General features: G+C 43.0%; 19 protein-coding genes. 16 read left to right on the top strand and 3 right to left on the bottom strand.

Annotated features, from left to right (window positions below):
* The first annotated feature begins 87 nt into the window (after positions 1-87).
* From speE to argS, 4 genes are all read left to right on the top strand, one after another.
* Positions 88-915, top strand: coding sequence for a spermidine synthase (gene speE, locus ACIQXR_RS05855; RefSeq protein WP_403079722.1), 828 nt, complete (start codon positions 88-90; stop codon positions 913-915).
* A 12-nt stretch (positions 916-927) separates the two neighbouring features.
* Positions 928-1,806, top strand: coding sequence for an agmatinase (speB, locus tag ACIQXR_RS05850; protein ID WP_402870244.1), 879 nt, complete (start codon positions 928-930; stop codon positions 1,804-1,806).
* 232 nt (positions 1,807-2,038) lie between these two features.
* On the top strand, positions 2,039-2,479 hold the full coding sequence (locus ACIQXR_RS05845) for a YwiB family protein (protein ID WP_402954930.1): 441 nt from the start codon (positions 2,039-2,041) through the stop codon (positions 2,477-2,479).
* Between the two features lie 3 nt (positions 2,480-2,482).
* Positions 2,483-4,153, top strand: a complete 1,671-nt coding sequence (gene argS, locus ACIQXR_RS05840; protein ID WP_403079720.1) for an arginine--tRNA ligase — start codon at positions 2,483-2,485, stop codon at positions 4,151-4,153.
* A 39-nt stretch (positions 4,154-4,192) separates the two neighbouring features.
* Here the strand turns inward: argS and uvsE are convergent, their stop codons facing one another.
* On the bottom strand, positions 4,193-5,149 hold the full coding sequence (gene uvsE / locus ACIQXR_RS05835) for a UV DNA damage repair endonuclease UvsE (RefSeq protein ID WP_403079718.1): 957 nt from the start codon (positions 5,147-5,149) through the stop codon (positions 4,193-4,195).
* Between the two features lie 25 nt (positions 5,150-5,174).
* Positions 5,175-6,380 carry a cardiolipin synthase gene (cls, locus tag ACIQXR_RS05830; protein WP_403079716.1) on the bottom strand — a complete coding sequence of 402 codons (1,206 nt, stop codon included), beginning with the start codon at positions 6,378-6,380 and terminating at the stop codon, positions 5,175-5,177.
* Positions 6,381-6,687: 307 nt separating this feature from the next.
* Here cls and ACIQXR_RS05825 point away from each other — a divergent pair, with 307 nt between their 5' ends.
* The 9 genes from ACIQXR_RS05825 (at position 6,688) to ACIQXR_RS05785 (ending at position 20,491) form a co-directional block, all read left to right on the top strand.
* Entirely contained in the window at positions 6,688-8,817 is a 2,130-nt protein-coding gene (locus ACIQXR_RS05825; protein ID WP_402871306.1) for a heterodisulfide reductase-related iron-sulfur binding cluster, read from the top strand.
* A gap of 187 nt (positions 8,818-9,004) precedes the next feature.
* Entirely contained in the window at positions 9,005-10,198 is a 1,194-nt protein-coding gene (locus ACIQXR_RS05820; protein ID WP_402870253.1) for an acetyl-CoA C-acetyltransferase, read from the top strand.
* Positions 10,199-10,227: 29 nt separating this feature from the next.
* Entirely contained in the window at positions 10,228-11,079 is an 852-nt protein-coding gene (locus ACIQXR_RS05815) for a 3-hydroxybutyryl-CoA dehydrogenase (protein WP_402870256.1), read from the top strand.
* A gap of 40 nt (positions 11,080-11,119) precedes the next feature.
* Entirely contained in the window at positions 11,120-12,250 is a 1,131-nt protein-coding gene (locus ACIQXR_RS05810; protein WP_402871309.1) for an acyl-CoA dehydrogenase, read from the top strand.
* A 25-nt stretch (positions 12,251-12,275) separates the two neighbouring features.
* Entirely contained in the window at positions 12,276-13,415 is a 1,140-nt protein-coding gene (locus ACIQXR_RS05805) for an acyl-CoA dehydrogenase (RefSeq protein WP_402870258.1), read from the top strand.
* Positions 13,416-13,527: 112 nt separating this feature from the next.
* Positions 13,528-14,178 carry a TetR/AcrR family transcriptional regulator gene (locus ACIQXR_RS05800; protein ID WP_402870260.1) on the top strand — a complete coding sequence of 217 codons (651 nt, stop codon included), beginning with the start codon at positions 13,528-13,530 and terminating at the stop codon, positions 14,176-14,178.
* 11 nt (positions 14,179-14,189) lie between these two features.
* The gene (gene icmF, locus ACIQXR_RS05795; RefSeq protein ID WP_402870262.1) at positions 14,190-17,456 is read left to right on the top strand and encodes a fused isobutyryl-CoA mutase/GTPase IcmF; all 3,267 of its coding nucleotides are present in this window, start codon (positions 14,190-14,192) and stop codon (positions 17,454-17,456) included.
* Between the two features lie 446 nt (positions 17,457-17,902).
* The gene (gene rpoE / locus ACIQXR_RS05790) at positions 17,903-18,475 is read left to right on the top strand and encodes a DNA-directed RNA polymerase subunit delta (protein ID WP_402870265.1); all 573 of its coding nucleotides are present in this window, start codon (positions 17,903-17,905) and stop codon (positions 18,473-18,475) included.
* Positions 18,476-18,886: 411 nt separating this feature from the next.
* On the top strand, positions 18,887-20,491 hold the full coding sequence (locus ACIQXR_RS05785; protein ID WP_402870269.1) for a CTP synthase: 1,605 nt from the start codon (positions 18,887-18,889) through the stop codon (positions 20,489-20,491).
* A 55-nt stretch (positions 20,492-20,546) separates the two neighbouring features.
* On the opposite strand, the gene ACIQXR_RS05780 is transcribed toward ACIQXR_RS05785, so the two are convergent.
* Positions 20,547-21,083 (bottom strand): DUF2529 domain-containing protein, encoded by a 537-nt coding sequence (locus ACIQXR_RS05780; protein ID WP_402870272.1) that lies wholly within the window; start codon positions 21,081-21,083, stop codon positions 20,547-20,549.
* A gap of 278 nt (positions 21,084-21,361) precedes the next feature.
* Between ACIQXR_RS05780 and ACIQXR_RS05775 the strand changes: the two genes are divergently transcribed.
* The 3 genes from ACIQXR_RS05775 (at position 21,362) to fsa (ending at position 23,626) form a co-directional block, all read left to right on the top strand.
* Positions 21,362-21,733, top strand: coding sequence for a response regulator (locus ACIQXR_RS05775; protein ID WP_402870275.1), 372 nt, complete (start codon positions 21,362-21,364; stop codon positions 21,731-21,733).
* A gap of 236 nt (positions 21,734-21,969) precedes the next feature.
* Positions 21,970-22,827, top strand: a complete 858-nt coding sequence (locus ACIQXR_RS05770) for a class II fructose-bisphosphate aldolase (protein ID WP_402870278.1) — start codon at positions 21,970-21,972, stop codon at positions 22,825-22,827.
* A 148-nt stretch (positions 22,828-22,975) separates the two neighbouring features.
* Positions 22,976-23,626: a fructose-6-phosphate aldolase gene (fsa, locus tag ACIQXR_RS05765; RefSeq protein ID WP_402870279.1), complete on the top strand. Its 651-nt coding sequence runs from the start codon at positions 22,976-22,978 to the stop codon at positions 23,624-23,626.
* Positions 23,627-23,836 lie beyond the last annotated feature (210 nt).

Here is a 23,836-nt window from a genome sequence, read left to right as displayed (position 1 = left end):
GTCTATACTTTTTCTAGCTAATGGGTATACCGAATATCGGCCAATTAGTTGAAAGACTATAAGATTTTGGAAAGGAAGCGTTAATAAATGAGCATTTGGTTTACTGAGAAACAAACAGAGAATTTTGGTATTACGATGAAAGTGAATCGTACTTTACATACGGAACAAACGGAGTTTCAAAAGTTGGATATGATTGAAACTGAAGAATGGGGAAATATGCTTTTGTTGGATGACATGGTGATGACATCCCAACGCGATGAGTTCGTTTACCACGAGATGGTAGCCCATGTTCCTTTATTTACACATCCTAATCCAGAAAATGTTTTGGTCGTAGGAGGAGGAGACGGCGGAGTTATCCGTGAAGTCCTTAAGCATCCAAGCGTAAAAAAAGCTACACTGGTTGATATTGATGGAAAGGTCATCGAATACTCCAAGAAGTATTTACCTGAAATTGCAGGCATGCTAGAAGATCCACGTGTCGATGTGCAAGTAGGGGATGGCTTTATGCACATCGCGAAGAGTGAAAATGAATTCGATGTGATTCTTGTGGACTCCACCGAACCAGTGGGTCCTGCCGTAAATCTATTTACCAAAGGCTTTTATGCCGGCATCTCCAAGGCTTTGAAAGAAGACGGAATCTTCGTTGCCCAATCGGACAACCCTTGGTTTAAATCAGACTTAATCCGTGATGTACAGCGCGACGTGAAAGAAATATTCCCGATCACAAGCCTTTATTTAGCCAATATCCCGACGTATCCAAGTGGGCTGTGGGCATTCACGATCGGTTCTAAAAAATATAATCCGCTTGACGTTTCAGACGAGCGTTTCCACGATATAGAAACAAAATACTATACAAAAGAACTTCATAAAGCAGCTTTCGTCCTGCCTAAATTCGTTCAAGATTTAGTGAAATAAGGGGGCATGAACATGCGATTCGATGAAGCGTACTCAGGCAATGTATTCATTAAAAGCCATCCGGACTTCGAGGAATCCGAAGCGGTGCTTTATGGTATGCCGATGGACTGGACAGTCAGCTTCCGTCCGGGTTCCCGTTTTGGCCCAACAAGGATTCGAGAAGTTTCAATCGGCTTGGAAGAATACAGCCCATACTTAGACCGTGAATTGGAAGAAGTGAAATTCTATGATGCTGGGGATATCCCATTGCCTTTCGGTAATCCTCAACGCAGTATCGATATGATTGAAGAATTTGTAGACGGTGTGCTTGATGCCGGTAAATTCCCATTGGGCATGGGGGGAGAACACCTTGTTACATGGCCTGTCATAAAAGCCATGTTTAAAAAGTACCCCGATATGGCCATTATCCATATGGACGCCCATACAGATTTGCGGGAGGATTATGAAGGAGAGCCACTTTCCCATGCTTCCATCATCCGAAAATCAGCAGAGCTTATCGGGCCAAGTAATGTTTATTCATTTGGAATCCGTTCCGGGCTAAAGGAAGAATTTCAATGGGCAAGGGAAAATGGCATGCACATCTCTAAGTTTGAAGTGCTTGAGCCCCTGAAGGAAGTATTGCCGCAATTAGCGGGTCGTCCGGTTTATGTGACGATAGACATCGACGTGCTTGACCCTGCGCATGCGCCGGGTACAGGGACCGTCGACTGCGGTGGCATTACGTCCAAAGAGCTTTTAGCTTCGATCCACGAGATAGCCCGTTCAGAAGTGAATGTGGTTGGCTGTGATTTAGTAGAAGTGGCCCCGATTTATGATCCATCTGAACAAACGGCGAATACGGCAAGCAAGCTGATTCGTGAAATGATTCTTGGTTGGGTTCAAAAGGGTTAAATATGATAGGGGAGGCTGTTCCTGCATTTTAGCGGGAATGGCCTTTTTTTGTATGTATTCGGGAAATATCATCGCTTTCCCTTCGTAATTAAGAGCTTGTCTTGCGTTACATTCAAATGAATTGCATACTAAGACAAGATATGAAACTTTATTTTCCGCTCCAAGTTGAAACTTCATTGAAGAATATTTATACTTATAAAGTTAAGAACGAGATGATGAAGGAAGTGTAGCTTTGACTCTTCATGATATAGATAAGCAGAATGTTAAAGTGACATTGCAGACAAAAATCAGGCATGGCTCTGAAACGGAAACGTATGAGCTCGTCACTTTTGGTACAAGGATGTATAAAGGGTCCGATTTGTATTTGCAATATGCAGAGGAAAATGAAGCCGGCAAAACGCAGACAACCATTAAGCATAAAACGAACGAAACGATTCTGCTTAGGAACGGTGCCGTTAAAATGAGACAGCTTTTCCGCTTGCAGGAAGCGACAAATGGACATTATGAAAGTATATATGGCAGGTTGGGGCTATCGACGACCACAAAGAAAATTCAGCATCAATGGGATGAAAAGAAAAAGGAAGGGAAACTGATCCTTCGCTATGCACTACATATGCAGGGAAGCGAACCCGGGCAATATGAAATGACGATTTCCTACAAGGAGGAAGCTTAGAACATGAATATAGTAAATGAGGTACAGGAAAAACTGAAACAGGAAATTAAAGATGCGGTTATTAAAGCTGGTTTGGCAACGGAAGAACAGGTCCCCCAAGTAGTGTTAGAACTTCCAAAAGATAAGACACACGGAGACTACTCCACGAATATGGCGATGCAATTAACGAAAATCGCAAAAAAAGCACCGAAAATGATTGCAGAAGCAATCATCGAGAACTTTGATCAGTCCAAGGCATCCATTGAAAAAATTGAAATCGCAGGCCCGGGATTCATAAACTTTTACATGGATAACTCTTATCTGACAGAGTTGGTTCCAGTGATTCTGAAAGCAGATGAAGCCTATGGGGAAAGCGATTATGGTAAAGGCGAAAAAATCCAGGTTGAGTTCGTTTCTGCAAACCCGACTGGTGACCTGCACCTTGGTCATGCGCGTGGTGCTGCTGTTGGTGACACGTTATGTAATGTTCTATCAAAAGCGGGATACGACGTTTCGCGCGAATACTATATAAATGATGCAGGTAACCAAATCAATAACTTGGCAATTTCAATCGAAGCACGGTACTTCCAAGCACTTGGCCTTGATAAAGAAATGCCTGAAGACGGTTACCGCGGCGAAGATATTATCGGGATTGGTAAAACGCTTGCGAAGGAATATGGAGATAAGTATGTTAACGTCGATGAAAAAGAACGTTATGACTTTTTCCGTGAGTACGGATTGAAATGTGAAATGGCTAAGTTGAAAACGGACTTGGAAAATTTCCGTGTCGGTTTTGATGTGTGGTTCTCGGAAACGTCCCTTTATCAAAATGGGAAAATCGACGAAGCACTAAGCGTTCTGAAGGAGAGAGGCCATGTTTATGAAGAAGACGGGGCAACTTGGTTCCGTTCAACAGAACTTGGCGATGATAAGGACCGCGTTCTTATCAAAAAGGATGGCTCCTACACATACCTGACACCGGATATTGCGTACCACCGCAATAAATTGGAGCGTGGATTCGACACCCTCATCAATATTTGGGGAGCGGATCACCATGGTTATATTCCACGTATGAAAGCGGCAATCGAAGCGTTAGGCTATAATCGTGAGCAGCTTGAAGTGGAGATCATTCAGCTTGTTCATCTATTCAAAGATGGCGAGAAAATGAAAATGAGCAAGCGTACCGGTAAAGCGGTAACGATGCGCGACTTGATTGAAATGGTCGGTCTGGATGCCACACGGTATTTCTTTGCCATGAGAAGTGCGGACACACATATGGACTTTGACCTTGATCTAGCTGTATCACAATCCAATGATAACCCGGTCTATTATTCACAATATGCTCATGCCCGTATTTCAAGCATCTTGCGTCAAGGTGTGGAACAAGGGATTAGCTATGAAGGCATCACTGATTTTACTGCTCTTTCTACGGAGAAGGAATTCGAGCTATTGAAGAAATTAGGGGAATTCCCACAGGCAATCGCGGAAGCAGCCGAAAAACGGATGCCGCACCGCATGACGAATTATATTTTCGACCTGGCTTCTACATTCCACAGCTTCTACAATGCGGATAAAGTATTGGATAGTGAGAAAATGGATAGAAGTAAAGCTCGTCTTGCTCTAGTGAAATCGGTTCAAATTACGTTGAGAAACGCACTGGCACTAATCGGCGTTTCTGCACCGGAAAAAATGTAATAAGAAAAAGCGGTCGTTTCCCGTGAAACGGCCGCTTTTTTATTTAATGAAAACAGATCCCCCGCTTACTCTTTTCACTCCACGGATTCTAGACATCTCTTCAATCAATTTCAGCATCGCCTGATCCTTCATTTTTGCTTCAATCATGAAATCAACATCCTTCCCCAACTCCGTGAGTGCTTTTAGGAGGGGCATAATGAAGGCTATATCAATATAATCGGCATGTGAACGAAACGCACTGGCTGACTTTGGGGAAGAAATATGGATTGTAGGGACCGAATTGCTGTCTTCCCATGTAGTGTAGACATCGGTGAGTAGCTCGTTAAGCGGCTCCACGGATAGATTGGCAAGATGGTGATGATAATCAAAGACGAAAGGAATGCCTTCCCGCTTACATACACGTAACGTTTCGGAAGCTGTATAGGTTTTATCATCATTCTCCAGGGTCATCCTTGCTTTTACATGTTCAGGGAGCGACCTGAGGTTGTCATGAAAGCGAATGATTGCTGAATCTTTATCACCGTAGGCGCCGCCAATATGGATATTGATGAAGGATTGGTCTGCAATGCCCATCGCTTGAAGCATTTTATAGTGAAATTCCATATCCTTCACGGCATTTTCAGTAATGCTTGGTTTCGGGCTAGTGAAAAGCGTAAATTGGTTCGGATGAAAGCTGACCCGCATGTTGTTCGCCAATACCCAATCCCCAAGTTTTTCCCATTCTTTTGCAAAAGGGGTGACAAAATCCCATTTTACGTCCGGGTGAGTCGCCAAGGGCACGATGGAACTGGAAAGTCGGTAAAGCTCGACCTGATGGGCCGTATTATACTGAAGGACCCGCAATGTGTTCTCGATATTTTGTTTGGTCACCTCCAATAGCTTTTGCCTTCCTTCTTCCTGACCAAGCTCGTTATATCGTTTGAAGGTCAGGGTCTTTGCAGGGGAGGCCTCCCAAAGACAGGTTGCATTGGAAACAAATCCGAATCGTATTTTCATTTTCTTCTCTCCCATTACCCGATTTTTAAAGAAAAGGGGAAAGGATGGCAGCTAGTGATTCTTTTGCTGAACGTAAGATATTAGGGGAGGAGAGTGTCTTTTCCGCTATTGGGTTAGATTCAGCAATGTCGATCGCCAATTCATCCTTCACATCTTCTATGCAGCGGCGGTCATATATTAAACAATTGATTTCGCTATTCAGGAATAAACTCCGTTTATCAAAGTTTGCCGTACCGATATCACACATAATATCATCGATCAAGATCACTTTAGAATGGTAGAACCCTCTCTGAAATTGCATGATGGAGGCGCCTTCTCTTAATAAAATTCTAAAGTAGCGGAATGATGCCTCTTTAACTAGGGCATGGTCCGAAACGTCCGGAACGATGACGGTGACCGCTACCTTTCTGGAAAGGGCTTCCCTTAATGCTTCAAACAATTTATGGCTTGGGATGAAGTAGGGTGTCCCAATAATAATTTCCGTATCAGCTTTTTGAATCAGGTTTATCAGAGTTTGTTCAAGGTCGCTTCCATTAGTCACGATGAACTGTTGAGCTTGTGAGCCAGGAACTAATTCAGGAAAATAGGCGGGAGTCCCCCTGAAATCTTCTTTTGTATCATAAAACCAATCAGAAAGGAAAACTTCCTGTAAATCCTTCACTCCTTCCCCCGTGATTTTCAGGTGGTAATCACGCCAAGGGTTTAGCTTTTCTCCTTGATTAATATATTCCTTCCCAATATTAAAACCGCCCAGATACCCAATCCTTCCGTCAATTACGGTGATTTTCCGGTGATTTCTTCTTTGCGTGGAATAGAAAAGGAAAGGGGTCTTCGGTTTAAAGCTATATGAAAAGTGAACATTGCTTTTCTTTAATTCTTGAATGGACTGCCGGGACATTTTTTTACCTCCGACCCTATCTACCAACAGCCTCACCTCCACACCCGATTCTGCCTTTTTTTGAAGCAACTTCAAAAAGTCATTGCTAAATTGATCCTCTTTCACGATATAAAAAAGAATATGTATGGACTCCTGGGCCCGTTCAATTTCTTTCAGGAAATCTTCGAATAGGATTTTCCCTGATGTAAAGACGGTCATTTCACTTTTACGGGGCGGGAAAGTGATGTTCGTTGCCCGCTTTACCTGCTGCTTATAGCCTAATTTGAAATCAACCCAGCACCAAGTGAGGATCAACATTAATATAGAAAAAAACGTAACGAACACCTTCAACACGATCCCCCCTTAATGGTTTAAGTTAGTTTGACTCAAACAACCTATTTGTAACCATTAATTAAGTACAAGAGAAAGTGGATTTTTTTAAAAAATAAGAAGGGTAATTGACGGAATTGTCGAACTTTACTAGTGGGTGTAGAAAAATAACAATATTTACAAAGAAAAAAGTTGACTGAATGCTCATTCATTATATAATGGAGATAATCAAATTTCAGGAAAATGCCATTTTTTCTATAATTTTAAAGTGGTGATCTGGCATTTTTACACGATTCACGAATATATAAAAGGGGGAACGCATGCAATGGAAATGAATGGCCTGCTGTGGATTAACTTAATTGCATTTTTACTTGTAACCGCTTACGCTGCTGGATTATTTGTCTATTTAATCAGGACTCGAATGGCCTATATAAAGCTTGGCAAAAAGGTGGAATTCGATAATCGCGTCAAAGAACGGCTGGTTAAAATTGGGGTTTATGTATTCGGACAAAAGAAGCTCTTTAAAGACAAGAAGAGTGGAATCATACACTCCATGTTATTTTATGGTTTCATCTTAGTACAATTTGGAGCCATTGACTTTTTTATTAAAGGATTAAAGCCAGGATGGCATTTACCATTTGGTCCGGTATACCCGGCGTTCACTTTCTTTCAGGAAGTCGTGACGCTCACGGTTCTTGTTGCAATCTTATGGGCAGCATACCGCCGTTATGTAGAGAAGCTTGTTCGATTGAAAAGAGATTTTAAAGCAGGGTTGGTCGTCATTTTCATTACCGGAATCATGGTTACCGTATTAACAGGTAATGGAATGGGAATGATCTGGCACGGTCATGATGCAACGTGGTCAGAACCCGTAGCATCCAGCATTGCGTTTTTATTCAACTGGATGGGACCGACCGCAGCGACTGTCGTGTTTTACGTAGCTTGGTGGTTGCATTTGATCATCATATTATCGTTCCTTGTCTATATCCCGCAGTCCAAGCACGCTCATTTAATTGCTGGACCCGTTAATGTATTCCTGAATCGTTTGGATAACCCGGGTAAGCTGAAGCCGGTGGATTTAGAGGAAGAGATTTTGGATAAAGAAGGAAATCAATATTATGGTGCCAAATATATCGAAGACTTAACGCAATATCAAATGATTGACCTATATGCCTGCGTAGAGTGTGGTCGCTGTACGAATATGTGTCCGGCCACAGGTACGGGAAAAATGCTATCGCCGATGGATATCATTATCAAAATGCGTGATCACTTAACGAATACAGGGGCAGCCGTTACGACTAAGCAACCTTGGGTTCCGTCTTTCGTATTTGGAAATACAAAGGGCAACCAAATCGCTTTAGCGAGTGCGGGGCAGGGGGCGCAGGAGTCTGCAGCAGCAACCGAGGCCTATAGCGCTAGCCTTATTGGGGAAGTCATCACGGAAGAGGAACTATGGGCATGTACAACGTGCCGGAACTGTGAAGATCAATGTCCGGTCATGAATGAACATGTTGATAAAATCATTGATATGCGCCGTTACTTGGTGCTGACGGAAGGTCGTTTGGATCCCGATGCCCAACGTGCGATGACAAACATCGAACGCCAAGGGAATCCTTGGGGATTGAACCGTAAAGAAAGAGAAGACTGGATAGGTTTACGTGACGACGTTGTCATCCCAACCGTCAAGGAAATGAAAAAAGCGGATGAGGAATTTGAATATTTATTCTGGGTAGGCTCGATGGGGTCGTATGATAACCGAAGCCAAAAAATCGCCCTTTCTTTTGCTAAATTAATGAATGAAGCTGGCGTCAAATTTGCCATCTTAGGAAATAAGGAGAAAAATTCGGGCGATACTCCTCGCCGTCTAGGAAATGAGTTTGTTTTCCAAGAACTGGCCATGAAAAATATCGAAGAATTCCAGAAAAACGATATCCAAAAAATCGTGACCATCGATCCGCATGCATATAATATCTTCAAGAATGAATATCCGGACTTTGGACTGGAAGCGGAAGTGTACCATCACACGGAATTACTTGCTCAGCTTGTTAAGGAAGGAAGACTGGTACCGCAATTCCCGGTCAATGAAACGATTACCTTCCATGACTCCTGTTACTTGGGAAGATATAACGATGTATACAGCCCACCACGTGAAATCTTGCAATCCATTGAAGGCGTCAAACTTGTCGAGATGGAACGTAACCGTGAGAAAGGAATGTGCTGTGGAGCTGGGGGCGGCTTGATGTGGATGGAAGAGGAAACGGGTAACCGAATTAACGTTTCCCGTACCGAACAAGCTCTTGCAGTAAACCCAACTGTTATTAGCTCAGGTTGCCCATACTGTTTGACGATGTTGTCGGACGGGACGAAGGCAAAAGAAGTTGAAGAGAATGTGAAAACGTATGATGTTGCCGAATTACTCGAAAAGGCAATCCTGGGAGATAGTAAGCCAGTAGCGTCTTAAGTTAAATAGAATTGCCTGCTTCTTTTAAATGAATACATTCACTAGAAGCAGGCAATTTCTCTTTTATATAAACTAAATATTTTAATTTTTGTAAAAAATATGTAAAATGGAATTAAGCGCTTTCAAATTTTTTTTATACGGACATCGAGCGAGCGTTCAATCAATTTACCTGAGGAGGAAATGAATAATGACGAAAACAGTGATCATTAGCGGTGTGAGAACACCTTTTGGTAAGTTCGGCGGGGGCCTCAGCAGTTTGACAGCCTCACAGCTTGGTGGAATAGCAATCAAAGAAGCGGTTGAACGGGCAGGGATTGATGGAAGCAAGGTAGGCGAGGTCATTATGGGGAATGTGCTCCAAGCGGGGCAAGGGCAGATCCCTTCTCGGCAAGCAGCACGTAATGCAGGGTTACCTTGGGAAGTGAAAACGGAAACGATAAACAAAGTTTGCGCCTCAGGTCTTCGAAGCGTGACATTGGCAGATCAGATTATTCGCTTAGGGGAGGAAGAAATCATCGTTGCTGGTGGAATGGAATCGATGAGCAACGCACCATACATTCTCCCGAAAGCGAGATGGGGACTACGGATGGGCGATGGTCAGCTGAAGGATACGATGATCTCGGATGGCCTTAGCTGTAGCTTTACAGGCGTACATATGGGGACGTATGGAAACAGTACAGCTGCAGAACTGGAGCTTACGCGTGAGCAGCAGGATAGCTGGGCTTATGAAAGTCACCAAAAGGCCATTAAGGCAATCGATGCCGGAATTTTGGCTGAAGAGATCATTGCCGTAGAGGTTCCGGTAAGAAAAGGAACGCCTATGACGATTGAGCATGATGAAGGCCCAAGAAAAGATACATCAGCCGAGAAGCTGGCCAAATTAGGTCCGGCCTTTAATAACGAAGGGACCATCACGGCTGGAAATGCCCCAGGGGTCAATGACGGAGCGGGAGCCCTTGTCTTAATGAGTGAAGAACGTGCAGAAAAAGAAGGGGTAACGCCTTTTGCCTATATTTTGAGCCATGCAGAAGTGGCTGTGGAAGCCAAAGACTTTCCCAAAACACCTGGTTTGGTCATCAATGAACTCTTGAAAAAGTCCGGTAAATCCATCGAGGACATAGATTTATTTGAAATCAATGAAGCCTTTGCCGCTGTCGCCCTAGCCAGTGGGAAGATTGCGAATGTCAATCCTGAAAAAGTAAATGTAAACGGTGGTGCCGTAGCATTGGGACATCCGATTGGGGCTAGTGGAGCCCGCATCATCATCACGCTTATGCATGAATTGAAACGTCGCGGCGGCGGATTGGGCATTGCAGCCATTTGCAGTGGCGGCGGTCAGGGAGATGCCATTTTAATAGAAGTGCCAACGCAGGGAAAATAGATTGCTAGATAACTAAGGAGGGATTTTGGATGGGCATTCAAAAGGTTATGGTCATTGGTGCAGGGCAAATGGGTTCTGGTATTGCCCAGGTATGCGCAATGAGCGGCTATGATGTTCTATTGCATGACTTGAAAGAAGAATATGTAGAAAAGGGATTAGGTACGATTACCAAGAACCTTTCCCGACAAGTAGAAAAAGGAAAACTGCCTGCTGAAGATAAAGAGGCAACGTTATCCCGGTTGACAGCATCAACGGATTTGAATCAAGCGAAAGATGTGGATTTGGTCATTGAAGCAGCCATTGAAAATATGGAAATCAAAACGAAGCTTTTTGCCCAATTGGATGAAATCGCCCCGAAGCATGTCATACTGGCGACCAATACGTCATCGCTTCCCATTACGGAAATAGCTGCTGCGACAAAAAGGCCGGAGAAGGTGATCGGCATGCATTTCATGAATCCGGTTCCGGTCATGAAGCTGGTCGAGATCATCCGTGGTCTTGCTACAGCAGACGACGTATATGAAGAAATTGAGGAAATGGCAAAGTCCTTAAGTAAGGTCCCGGTCGAAGTGAATGATTTTCCTGGATTCGTTGCGAACCGGATACTGATGCCAATGATCAATGAGGCGGTTTATACCCTATACGAGGGTGTAGCAACCAAAGAGGCGATCGATGACGTCATGAAGTTAGGCATGAATCATCCCATGGGACCACTTACACTCGCGGACTTCATTGGCCTGGATACATGTTTATACATAATGGAAACCCTCCATGATGGGTTAGGGGACGACAAATACCGTCCATGTCCGTTATTGAGGAAATATGTAAAAGCAGGTTGGCTTGGTAAGAAGTCAGGACGTGGTTTTTATGAATACAGTTAGTCTTCAGGTAGAGCAAGGGCATCAGGGGAGGAATGTAGGGATGGATTTCCAATTCACAGAAGAGCAGGAAATGATGCGCAAGATGGTCCGTGATTTTGCCGAAAAGGAGATAGAGCCCCATATAGAATCGATGGAAAGAGGGGAGTTTCCCAAAAAGATCCTCCGTAAAATGGGTGAACTTGGACTGATGGGTATCCCGATCCCAGAGCAATATGGTGGAGCAGGGATGGATTTCATGTCTTATATCATTGCCATCAATGAAATTTCTAAAGTGAGCCCGACTCTGGGTGTCATACTTTCGGTCCATACTTCCGTTGGCACGAATCCAATCGTTTACTTCGGAACGGAAGAACAGAAAGAGAGGTTTGTCCCGAAGCTTGCTGCAGGTGAATACTTAGGTGCCTTCTGTTTGACGGAACAAAGTTCAGGATCCGATGCTGCGAGTTTGAAAACAAAAGCCGTAAAGGAAGGCGACACCTACCGGCTGAACGGTTCAAAGGTATTCATCACAAATGGAGCGGAGGCAGATGTTTACATTGTATTCGCTTCCAGTGATCCGAGTAAGAAAAGCAAGGGCATTTCTGCCTTTATCGTAGAAAGAGGAACACCTGGCCTTATTTTCGGGAAAAATGAGCGGAAAATGGGACTTCATGGTTCCAGTACGGTACAGGTAACCTTTGAAGATATGAGAATACCAGCTGAGAATCTCCTTGGTAACGAGGGTGAAGGGTTCAAAATTGCAATGGCCAACCTGAACGTTGGAAGAATAGGCATTGCTTCTCAAGCCCTCGGTATTGCAGAAGGCGCCATGAAACATGCTGTCGAGTATGCAAAGAGCAGGGTGCAATTCGGCAGACCGATTGCCATGCAGCAAGGCATCGGTTTCAAATTGGCCGAAATGGCCACGAACATCGAGGCTTCCAGGTTATTAGTCTATCAAGCGACCTATCTTCAGTCGCTTGGGTTACCTTGTGGCAAGGAGGCATCGATGGCAAAGTTGTTTTCATCGAAGACGGCTGTAGAAGTGACAACTGAGGCCATTCAGGTATACGGAGGGTACGGGTATACAACGGAATACCCGGTCGAACGTTACTTCCGGGATGCCAAGGTGACGGAAATTTATGAAGGAACCAGTGAGATACAAAGGATCGTCATTAATAAACATCTCTAAAACCAAGAAGATGGGGGACATGGATATGCAATTTAAATTAACGGAAGAACATGAAATGATCAGGAAAATGGTGCGTGATTTCGCTGAAAATGAAGTGGCTCCAACAGCAGCCGAAAGAGATGAAGAAGAACGGTTTGACCGTGAGATTTTTGATAAAATGGCTGAACTTGGACTGACCGGAATTCCATGGCCAGAAGAATACGGTGGCATCGGAAGCGATTATCTTGCGTATTGTATCGCAATCGAAGAACTATCCCGTGTATGTGCCTCTACAGGGGTTACACTTTCGGCCCATACATCCCTTGCTGGTTGGCCGATCTATAAATTTGGTTCGGAAGAACAGAAACAAAAATACCTTCGCCCGATGGCTCAAGGTGAAAAAATCGGTGCATATGGTTTGACGGAACCAAGCTCAGGGTCTGATGCCGGTGGCATGAGAACAACTGCCAAGCTTGTAGGAGATGAATACGTCATCAATGGTTCGAAGATATTCATCACGAACGGTGGTATCGCCGATACGTATGTAGTATTTGCATTGACAGATCCGGAGTCTAAACAAAAAGGAACAAGTGCCTTTATTGTCGAGAAGGATTTCCCAGGCTTCAGTGTAGGTAAAAAAGAGAAAAAACTCGGAATTCGTTCTTCACCGACAACTGAAATCATTTTTGATGAATGCCGTGTACCAAAAGAAAATCTTTTGGGAAAAGAAGGCGAAGGGTTCAAAATCGCGATGATGACTCTTGATGGCGGACGTAACGGAATTGCCGCTCAGGCAGTCGGTATTGCCCAAGGAGCCTTGGATGCGGCGGTTGGTTATGCAAAAGAACGCGTCCAGTTTGGAAAACCTATTTCCGCACAGCAGGGAATCGGTTTTAAATTGGCGGATATGGCGACAGGTGTCGAGGCTTCGCGACTCTTAACGTATCAAGCGGCTTGGCTGGAGTCAGTGGGCCTCCCTTATGGAAAGGAATCCGCCATGTCGAAACTTTTTGCCGGGGACACAGCCATGAAAGTAACAACGGAGGCTGTTCAAGTGTTTGGCGGGTATGGATATACAAAAGATTACCCGGTTGAACGCTTTATGCGTGATGCAAAGATCACCCAAATTTATGAGGGAACACAGGAAATTCAAAAACTGGTCATCTCAAGGATGATAACTAAATAGAGTCGAAACCAGGTTTTCCGGAGAGGCCCTTCCGCCTCCCGGAATACCCTTTTCATTTTTCTGAAAGGCTCCCTGAAGGTGAAGGGTGAGCTTTCTAAAAGGGGTTTAAGAAATGGAAAAAAGAGAAGTTCAAGCATCTGTCAAGGATGAGAGGCTGATCGAGAAAAGGCGTAAGCAGATGATTAAAGGTGCCGTTAACCTATTTAAAGAGAAGGGGTTTCACCGGACGACAACAAGGGAGATTGCTAAAGCATCCGGTTTTAGTATAGGTACGTTATACGAGTATATCCGGACGAAGGAAGACATTTTATATCTCGTCTGTGACTTTATTTATGATGAGGTCCGGGAGAAACTTCAGAGGGAAATCGAACAGAGTGATGGGACGCTAGATAGCCTGAAACTGACGATCGCCTATTTTTATCAGGTAATGGATGAGATGCAGGATGAAGTATTGGTCATGTATCAAGAGGTGAAAGCCTTGACCAAGGATGCCTTACCATACGTTTTAAACAAGGAAATCGAAATGGTGGGCATGTTCGAAAAGGTCATCACCAATTGTGTCAAGAACGGGGAGCTTCACTTGACGAAGCAACAGATCAGCCTCGTCTCCCATAACATTTTCGTTCAGGGACAGATGTGGAGTTTTAGAAGATGGGCTTTACACAAAAAATTCACGCTTCAAGAGTATGTTGAAATCCAAACAGAATTATTGACCCATAGTGTATCGATTCAGAAACATGCTGATATCAATTCATTTCAATAAGGAGGAGTCAAATGAGTACAATTGAAGTGTATCAACCTAAAAACCATATTCGGTTCGTGACGGCTTCGAGTTTATTCGATGGCCATGATGCATCCATTAACATTATGAGAAGGATTCTTCAGGCAAGCGGGGCGGAAGTCATTCATCTAGGCCATAACCGCTCGGTCGAGGAAATCGTGAATGCAGCGATTCAAGAGGATGTCCAGGGTATCGCGATGTCATCCTACCAAGGTGGGCACGTGGAATACTTTAAATATATGTATGACTTATTGAAAGAAAAGGGAGCCGAACACATTCGAATATTCGCTGGTGGCGGCGGTGTCATCTTACCAAGGGAGATTCAGGAACTCCATGAATATGGGATTGCCCGTATCTTCTCTCCTGATGAGGGCCGCGAGTATGGGCTACAGGGAATGATCAACGTTTTGATGGCAGAGTGTGACTTCTCGACAGTAAAGCCATCCTTGCAGGACCGTTTTGATGAACTGATTGCAGGAGAAACGAGTGCGGTTGCCCAATATATCACCTGTGCAGAAAATAGGCTCGACGCCGCCCAGGAATCAGCCGCAACAGTAGAAAGTCTCCTTGAACAGGTCAAGACATCAGAAAAACAGGTGCCGGTGCTCGGCATTACAGGAACGGGAGGAGCTGGGAAAAGCTCACTGACTGATGAGTTGATCCGACGTTTCCTCAATGAAATTCCGGAGAAGAATGTGGCGATCCTTTCTGTCGATCCGACAAAACAAAAAACTGGCGGGGCGTTGCTTGGTGACCGGATCCGAATGAACGCCATTTTTTCCAATCGAGTCTATATGCGAAGCTTGGCGACTCGCCATTCAAAAAGTGAGCTCTCACTCGCCATTCAAGATGCCATTTCAGTGGTCAAGGCGGCAGGCTTTGATTTAATCGTCGTAGAAACGAGTGGAATCGGCCAGGGAGATGCGGGCATTACCGAGATTTGCGATGTGTCCATGTATGTCATGACAAGTGAATTCGGAGCCCCTTCACAGCTTGAGAAAATTGACATGATCGATTATGCCGATTTGATCGTCATCAATAAATATGAGCGTAAAGGGTCTGAAGATGCTAAAAATCAGGTTCAGAAACAGTATCAAAGAAGCCACACTTTATTTGATCGAGACACTTCTGAAATGCCTGTATATGGCACCATCGCTTCGCAATTCAATGACCCAGGCACGAATGCTTTATTCGCCGTTCTTATCGAAAAGTTAAATGAAAAGGCCGGGACGAATTGGAGCACGACTTTTTCAAAAGAAGCGGATGTCTACAAGCAGAATGTCATCATTCCAACTGACCGGCGGTACTACTTACGTGAAATCAGTGAGACGGTCCGGAATTATCATAAGAAGGCCCGTGAACAAGTCAAACTGGCAAGAAGATTGTTCCAGCTGGAAGGGGCGATAGTGGCGGTCAAGGAAAATGGGTGTGAGGAAGCTGTCATGGAGTCACTTGAGGCATCGAAAAAAGAAACCGTTTCCAAGTTATCGGCCGAATCGAAAGCCATCCTGACTGGCTGGAACGAGTTAAAAGAGAAATATTCGGCCACACAGCTTGTCACGAAAATCAGGGATAAGGAAATCGTCACAAATCTAAAGACGAAAAGTTTGTCCGGGTTAATGATCCCAAGGGTTTCCCTTCCTAAATACGAAGACTATGGGGAGATACTAGGGTGGGTCTATCGAGAAAATGTACCTGGCCATTTCCCGTATACGGCCGGAGTTTTCCCATTCAAACGCGAGGGGGAGGATCCCAAGCGCCAGTTTGCCGGCGAAGGGTCACCGGATAGAACGAACCGCCGTTTTCATTACCTATCTAAAGATGATGATGCAAAACGCCTTAGCACCGCCTTTGATTCGGTTACGTTATATGGGGAAGACCCTGATTACCGGCCGGATATTTACGGGAAGGTAGGAGAAAGTGGCGTCAACATCTGCACGTTGGATGATATGAGGAAATTGTATGCCGGCTTTGATTTATGCGCCCCATCCACCTCGGTGTCCATGACGATCAATGGCCCTGCGCCCATTATCTTGGCCATGTACATGAACACGGCAATCGAACAGCAAGTTCGCCTGAAAGAAGGGGAATTAGGCCGTTCGCTCACAAAGGAAGAATATGAACAAGTTCAGGATTATACGCTTCAAACGGTCCGTGGGACAGTTCAGGCTGATATTCTCAAAGAAGATCAAGGGCAAAATACCTGCATCTTCTCTACTGAATTTGCCTTAAGGCTGATGGGGGACATCCAAGCATATTTCATAGATAAAAAGGTCCGGAATTATTACTCGGTTTCGATTTCCGGCTATCATATCGCAGAAGCGGGAGCCAATCCTATTTCCCAATTGGCCTTCACTTTGGCGAATGGCTTTACGTATGTCGAATATTACTTAAGCCGCGGCATGGATATCAATGACTTTGCTCCAAATCTGTCATTTTTCTTTTCCAACGGCCTTGACCCGGAATACACTGTTATCGGAAGGGTCGCGAGACGAATATGGGCGACAGTCATGCGTGATAAATATGGTGCCAATGAACGCAGCCAGAAGCTAAAATACCACATCCAGACATCGGGACGTTCCCTGCATGCACAGGAAATCGACTTCAATGATATACGGACAACTCTACAGGCCTTAATGGCCCTGCAAGATAATTGCAACTCGCTTCATACCAATGCATACGACGAAGCCATCACTACGCCTACAGAAGAGTCTGTACGCCGTGCCATGGCCATTCAGATGATCATCACGAAAGAACATGGACTATCCAAGAATGAAAATCCGATGCAAGGTGCCTTCATTATTGAAGAGTTGACTGAACTAGTCGAGGAAGCCGTCTTGAGGGAGTTCGATAGCATTAATGATAGAGGCGGTGTGTTGGGCGCCATGGAAACCCAGTATCAACGAGGGAAGATTCAGGATGAATCCATGCATTATGAAATGAAAAAACATACAGGGGAACTCCCAATCATTGGGGTGAATACGTATTTGAATCCGAATCCCCCAACAGAAGAAGCTGTGAACAGCATGGAAGTTGCCCGAGCTACAAAAGAGGAAAAAGAAGGGCAAATCGCGAATCTTCGTGCATTCCAGGAAGAAAACAAGGAAAGTGTTGAGGAAGCCTTGAACCGATTAAAGGACACGGCAATGAACGGGGGAAATATTTTTGCCGAACTGATGGCGTGCGTGCAAGTCGCGAGCTTGGGTCAGATAACAAGTGCATTATATGAGGTTGGCGGACAATACAGAAGAAATATGTAAAAGGGAAGGGGTATCCTTAAGGGATGCTCCTTTTTCAGAACCAATTTTCATCATTTTTCGGAAAATGAAACATTTACCTTATAAATTCCTTGAAAAGGGGCAAAGATGATGATTCACCCCTATCTGTGATTGGTAGAATCAACTCGAAGATACTGATGTTAAAAAATAAGGATTAATTCGCACATCAATCTCAAATCTTTTTTAACGTTATTTGTGGGTGCTTTTTCCCTTATACCTTCCTTGAAATAGATTTAGTTTTTATAAGCCAGTAGGGAAAATCTGTGAAAGTATCAGATAGAACTAGCATAAACCCATTTAGATTGTTTATAATGGATAATATGTCTAGCAGGAATTGTCGTTATTTTACCGAAATACTGTTTTAGATTATTTTTTTATGTGAAAAAACATGACTAGTCGTGTTCGAATAGAGAAGGGAAGTGCGGAACTTGAGTTTGAAAAAATACTCGAAAGAGCAAATTATGGAAATGTCCTTGATAGAAATCGCATATGAAGTGTTGGTTGAAAAAAACGAACCCATTCTATTTAAAGACTTAATGAGTGAAATAGCTTCACTTCAGCATTTATCAAAAGCGGAAGTGGCAAAGAGAATTGCCCAGTTCTATACGGATTTGAATGTAGATGGCCGATTTACTTCACTTGGGGAAAACCGTTGGGGATTGAAAACTTGGTACCCGGTTGACCAAATTGAAGAAGAAGTTGTGCACGTTGTAAAAGTGAAGAAGAAAAAGAAAGCGAAGAAAGCTGCAGTGGTCGTTGAAGACTTCGATGATATTGAAGACGAAGATCTTGATTTCGAGGAAGATATTGATGACTTGGATGAAGATGATGACGATGACGACGATGATGAAATCTTAGGCGGCGCAGTTATCGACGAAGTACTTTTAGAAGACGACGTGGATGATGACGACGATTTAGAAGAGGAAATTATTGAAGATGAAGTTTTCGAAATCGACGAAGATGAAGACGAAGATGAAGAAGACGACGAAAAAGAGAAATAAATAATCGCCCCTTGACTTTTTAAGGCGAAATTTGTAGAATCATTTTTGGGCTCCTTAAAAAAGGACACAATCTTAAAATTATATCGCTCCCTTACTTTTTTGTAAGAGGAGCGTTTTTGTTTTTGATGATGGAATGTTAAAATGACATCATTTTTTTATTTTTACAATGAATACGCGTAAAGTGGTAAAAACTATAGATATCAGTAAAAAGTTCATGTTAAACACAGGGAACTTATCTAATTGGCATGCCAGGCATACCCCATCTTACCGTCCGAATTCTTGGTTACTTCTAAGAGATAAGATTGTAAGACCTGGTTTGTTCGTCTATATCTGCCGGAATAAACAAAGGCAGAAGGTTCAATGGAATCAAGAGAACGGCAGTTGATGAAAACATTCATAGGAGGATATGAGATGACTAAATATATTTTTGTAACGGGTGGAGTAGTTTCCTCTTTGGGAAAAGGGATAACAGCAGCTTCTCTAGGAAGGCTTTTAAAAAATAGAGGGTTAAATGTAACAATTCAAAAATTCGACCCATATATCAACTTGGATCCAGGAACAATGAGCCCATACCAACATGGTGAAGTGTTCGTAACGGATGATGGCGCCGAAACGGATTTGGACTTAGGTCACTATGAGCGTTTTATCGATATCAATCTTGGTAAACACAGCAATGTGACAACAGGTAAAATTTATTCAACCGTTTTACGAAAAGAACGTCGCGGAGACTACTTAGGCGGAACTGTTCAAGTTATCCCTCATATTACCAATGAAATCAAAGAACGGGTTTTCCGTTCAGGAAACGAAACGAATGCGGATATCGTAATCACTGAAATCGGTGGAACAGTCGGCGATATCGAATCTCTTCCATTCCTTGAAGCCATTCGTCAAATCAAAAGTGACATTGGAATCAATAACGTCATGTATATTCACTGTACTCTTGTTCCTTACATTAAAGCTGCCGGTGAAATGAAAACAAAACCAACACAGCATAGTGTTAAGGAATTACGCAGTCTTGGTATTCAACCGAATATCATCGTAGCACGTACTGAAAGACCGATATCACAAGATATGAAGGATAAGATCGCTTTATTCTGCGATATCGATAAAGATTCAGTAATCGAGTGTCTTGATGCGGATACACTTTATTCAATCCCGCTTGCCCTTCAAGCGCAAAATATGGATCAGATTGTGTGCGACCACCTACAACTAGATTGTGGAGTGGCAGAAATGGAAGATTGGAAAGAACTTGTTAAAAAAGTTACTTCTTTGACGAAGAAAACGAAAATTGCCCTTGTTGGTAAATATGTTGAATTGCAAGATGCATACCTTTCTGTTGTCGAAGCACTTAAACATGCAGGATACGCATTTGATGCGGACGTTGAAGTGGATTGGATCAATTCCGAAGATGTATCGAAAGAAAATGTTGCTGAATTGCTTAAAGATGCAGATGGAATCCTTGTCCCTGGTGGATTTGGAGATCGTGGAATCGAAGGAAAAATCGCAGCAATCGAATATGCACGTACAACGAAAACGCCGTTCTTCGGTATTTGCTTGGGTATGCAATTGGCATCCATCGAATTTGCACGCAATGTTCTAGGTTTGTCTGAAGCGCATTCAGCAGAAATCAATGCAGATACACCAGACCCAATCATTGACCTTCTACCAGAACAGAAAGATGTGGAAGACTTGGGTGGTACGTTACGTCTTGGTCTATATCCATGTAAGCTTATCGAAGGTACAAAAGCATATGAGGCATATAACGATGAAGTCGTATATGAACGTCACCGCCATCGCTATGAATTCAACAACCATTATCGCCAAGCCATGGAAGAGGCAGGATTCGTCTTCTCTGGTACAAGCCCAGATGGCCGTTTAGTGGAAATCGTAGAATTGCAAGATCACCCTTGGTTCGTGGCATCACAATTCCATCCGGAATTCATATCACGTCCAAACCGTCCACAACCACTATTCCGTGACTTTGTGGGTATGTCTTTGAAACATAACGAAAAATAATAAAAACAAAAAACAGCCGTTTGGCTGTTTTTTTTGTTTTGGTCTAGAAGTCGGGTCAACCTTCGGATTCATCTTCATATTCTTGTATGATTTCCTCGACCGTAAACTTAATCCCATGATAAGCAAAAAGGGCAGCGATGAGAGTCGGGTAACCGTAACGATTTCCCGTTTCATCCGGGATTAATCCACGTTGGATGCGTAAATCAATGTGGACATCCGCAAGCTCCACCAGTGTGGTTCCTTCGGATGGAACCACGGTTGAAACGGCAACGAAAGGTATGCCTTCCTGATGAAGTCGTTCAGCAAATTTGATGGCTTCTGGATCATCTGAGTGACGACTGAATAACAGAAGCCGATCCTCGTGGGAAATCCTACTATCATCTGTGTATCTTTTAGCTTTTGGAAAAGGTTCCTCCCCCTCAAGGCTTTCCGCAACAACTCCTTGCATTTCCCCGAATCCATGAATGAAAACGGACCCATCTCCGACCACGGCCTGAGCTAATAGGCGTCCGGCATCCTCCATTTCGAAAGAATCCTTTTCCATGATCTTCTTAAATACACCACTTAACTGTGTAGAAAATATCTTCAACATATTTAGGAACTCCTTTAAAAAATAGTACCCCTATTATAAAGGACTTTTTGTTTCTTTAACAGATTTCCAGTCATTCGAGTCATTATCTGTCAGAAAGGTCATCCGAAAAATTAAAATCAATTTACTCTTATAGCAGGAATTTTGTTACAATTATTGAATATGAACATAGAGACATAGAACTCCAAAGAAGTTTTGCAGCAAGCCAAATTAATTACCCATAAGGGGGATCTATTATCTGATTCATTTTCACATTACAAATAGAGAACAGAGGTGGCTAAATGTCAGGGAAAATATTAATTGTCGATGACCAGTTTGGGATTCGAATTTTATTGAACGAGGTCTTACATAAAGCAGGGTATGAAACGTTTCAAGCTGCGAATGGCATTCAGGCTTTAGAAGTTCTTAACAATGATTCACCTGATCTTGTATTGTTGGATATGAAGATACCCGGTATGGATGGGATAGAAATCTTGAAGCGGATGAAAGCGGTCGATCCCGATATTCGGGTCATCATCATGACGGCGTATGGAGAACTTGACATGATACAAGAAGCAAAGGACTTAGGGGCGATGACTCATTTTGCAAAGCCTTTTGACATCGATGATATTAGAAATGCTGTCCGTGAATATTTACCCATCCAATCTAGTTAACTAGGTTTATGGATCTTTTCTCAATAAAGAAGCGTCACGGCATCTTCTTTAAGATAGCCGTGTTTTTTTAGTGTGAAGCTTAAGTGATATGGTCAATTTGTTGCTGTTTTTTTCATGTATTGATATGCTAAACGAGTAGAGATATTCTGGTTATTATGTGTATGATGCTTTAGTTTTCGGGAATATCTAGATAGAAACAACTTTCAACAATACATTCATTATTAGGAGGAAATCAAATGCCTTTAGTTTCCATGAAAGATATGCTGAATAAAGCTCTTGATGAAAAGTATGCAGTAGGTCAATTTAACATTAATAACCTGGAGTGGACGCAAGCTATTCTGGCTGCTTCAGAAGAAGAAAAATCGCCGGTCATTCTTGGTGTTTCTGAAGGGGCTGCCCGTCACATGGGTGGATTCAAAACAACTGTGATGATGGTTCAAGGTTTAATGGAAGATATGAAAATCACCGTACCTGTGGCCATTCATCTTGACCATGGTTCTAGCTTTGATAAGTGTAAAGAAGCTATCGAGGCTGGTTTCACTTCAGTAATGATCGATGCTTCCCATCACCCGATTGAAGAGAACATTGAAACGACTAAGAAGGTTGTGGAATTCGCTCACGCCCGCAATGTGTCCGTTGAGGCTGAAGTAGGAACAGTAGGTGGACAAGAAGATGACGTCATCGCAGATGGTGTCGTTTATGCAGATCCTAAGGAATGTGAACTTCTTGTTAAGGAAACGGATGTAGACTGCTTTGCTCCGGCATTGGGTTCTGTCCATGGTCCATATAAAGGAGAACCGAACCTTGGGTATAAGGAAATGGAAGAGGTTCGTGATCTAACTAAAAAACCGCTTGTGCTTCATGGTGGCACTGGTATTCCGACAAAAGATATCCAAAAAGCCATTTCACTGGGAACATCAAAAATAAATGTGAATACGGAAAACCAAATCGTTTTCACTAAAGCTGTTCGAGAAGTCTTAAATAGTAATGCGGATGTATATGATCCACGCAAATTCTTAGGACCTGGTCGGGAAGCAATCAAACAAACGGTCATTGGCAAAATTCGCGAATTCGGTTCCAATAACAAAGCTTAATTTTTTTTAAAAGGAAGTTTGTCCATCAGAGATTTTTTTGTTCTCTGATGGCGACATAGGAACAAGGCGGTATTGCCCTTCGTTCATCAAACCATTAAAATGCAGTGTACAAGCACGTAAAATTCATTTACATATGGAGGAACTTTTCATGAAATTCTTTATTGATACAGCTAATATGGAAGAAATTAAACAAGCTTACGAACTTGGTGTCTTAGGAGGGGTTACGACTAACCCATCTCTTGTAGCAAGAGAAAAAGGCGTTTCTTTTCATGATCGTCTAAAAGAGATTACAAGCCTTGTAAAGGAATCTGTCTCTGCAGAAGTTATCTCCCTTGATTTTGAAGGAATGATGGCAGAGGCAAAAGAACTAGTTGCCATTGCACCAAATATCACAATCAAAGTACCAATGACACCGGATGGCTTGAAGGCTGTTGCAGCTTTAACAAAACAAGGGGTTAAAACGAATGTTACCCTTATTTTCAGTGCCAACCAAGCGTTACTTGCTGCTAGGGCAGGAGCGACATATGTGTCTCCATTCTTAGGACGTTTAGATGATATCGGTCAAAATGGATTGGACTTAATCTCCGATATCGCAGACATCTTTACAATCCATGGCATCCAATCAGAAATCATCGCGGCTTCAATTCGCCATCCGATGCATATCACACAAGCTGCGTTAAACGGAGCTCATATCGCAACAATTCCTTATAAAGTGTTAATGCAATTATTCCACCATCCTTTAACGGATAAAGGGATCGAAGCATTCTTGAAAGACTGGAACTCTCGTACAGAAGCATAATGAATCCTACCGCTAAGTTGCAAAAGAATGCTGAGTATTGGATGAAAAAGAAAAAAATTAGAAATTTTTCTCATTTTTCTACATGACTTTTCTATTTTTGTGTAAACTAAGAAACTAGATAGTGAATGATGTCGGATTACGCAATTTTCTTGTGGTAAAATATTACTTTTATTTAAAATACAGCTTCTTGAGTGCTTAGCGTGGAAGGGA

Origin of the sequence: Peribacillus sp. NPDC097224 (assembly GCF_044761985.1) — a bacterium.
Taxonomy (GTDB): Bacteria; Bacillota; Bacilli; order Bacillales; family DSM-1321; genus Peribacillus.
The sequence above is the reverse complement of the archived record's forward strand: the minus strand, read 5'-3'. Positions and strand labels throughout refer to the sequence as shown.

Bases quoted from the DNA above. Each gene is read 5' to 3' on its own strand.
- ACIQXR_RS05820 (WP_402870253.1), top strand. From the start codon at position 9,005: ATGACGAAAACAGTGATCATTAGCGGTGTGAGAACACCTTTTGGTAAG.
- ACIQXR_RS05825 (WP_402871306.1), top strand. From the start codon at position 6,688: ATGAATGGCCTGCTGTGGATTAACTTAATTGCATTTTTACTTGTAACC.
- ACIQXR_RS05815 (WP_402870256.1), top strand. From the start codon at position 10,228: ATGGGCATTCAAAAGGTTATGGTCATTGGTGCAGGGCAAATGGGTTCT.
- speE (WP_403079722.1), top strand. From the start codon at position 88: ATGAGCATTTGGTTTACTGAGAAACAAACAGAGAATTTTGGTATTACG.
- ACIQXR_RS05800 (WP_402870260.1), top strand. From the start codon at position 13,528: ATGGAAAAAAGAGAAGTTCAAGCATCTGTCAAGGATGAGAGGCTGATC.
- ACIQXR_RS05780 (WP_402870272.1), bottom strand. From the start codon at position 21,083: ATGTTGAAGATATTTTCTACACAGTTAAGTGGTGTATTTAAGAAGATC.
- icmF (WP_402870262.1), top strand. From the start codon at position 14,190: ATGAGTACAATTGAAGTGTATCAACCTAAAAACCATATTCGGTTCGTG.
- uvsE (WP_403079718.1), bottom strand. From the start codon at position 5,149: ATGAAAATACGATTCGGATTTGTTTCCAATGCAACCTGTCTTTGGGAG.
- ACIQXR_RS05810 (WP_402871309.1), top strand. From the start codon at position 11,120: ATGGATTTCCAATTCACAGAAGAGCAGGAAATGATGCGCAAGATGGTC.
- ACIQXR_RS05775 (WP_402870275.1), top strand. From the start codon at position 21,362: ATGTCAGGGAAAATATTAATTGTCGATGACCAGTTTGGGATTCGAATT.
- ACIQXR_RS05785 (WP_402870269.1), top strand. From the start codon at position 18,887: ATGACTAAATATATTTTTGTAACGGGTGGAGTAGTTTCCTCTTTGGGA.
- fsa (WP_402870279.1), top strand. From the start codon at position 22,976: ATGAAATTCTTTATTGATACAGCTAATATGGAAGAAATTAAACAAGCT.
- argS (WP_403079720.1), top strand. From the start codon at position 2,483: ATGAATATAGTAAATGAGGTACAGGAAAAACTGAAACAGGAAATTAAA.
- ACIQXR_RS05770 (WP_402870278.1), top strand. From the start codon at position 21,970: ATGCCTTTAGTTTCCATGAAAGATATGCTGAATAAAGCTCTTGATGAA.
- ACIQXR_RS05805 (WP_402870258.1), top strand. From the start codon at position 12,276: ATGCAATTTAAATTAACGGAAGAACATGAAATGATCAGGAAAATGGTG.
- speB (WP_402870244.1), top strand. From the start codon at position 928: ATGCGATTCGATGAAGCGTACTCAGGCAATGTATTCATTAAAAGCCAT.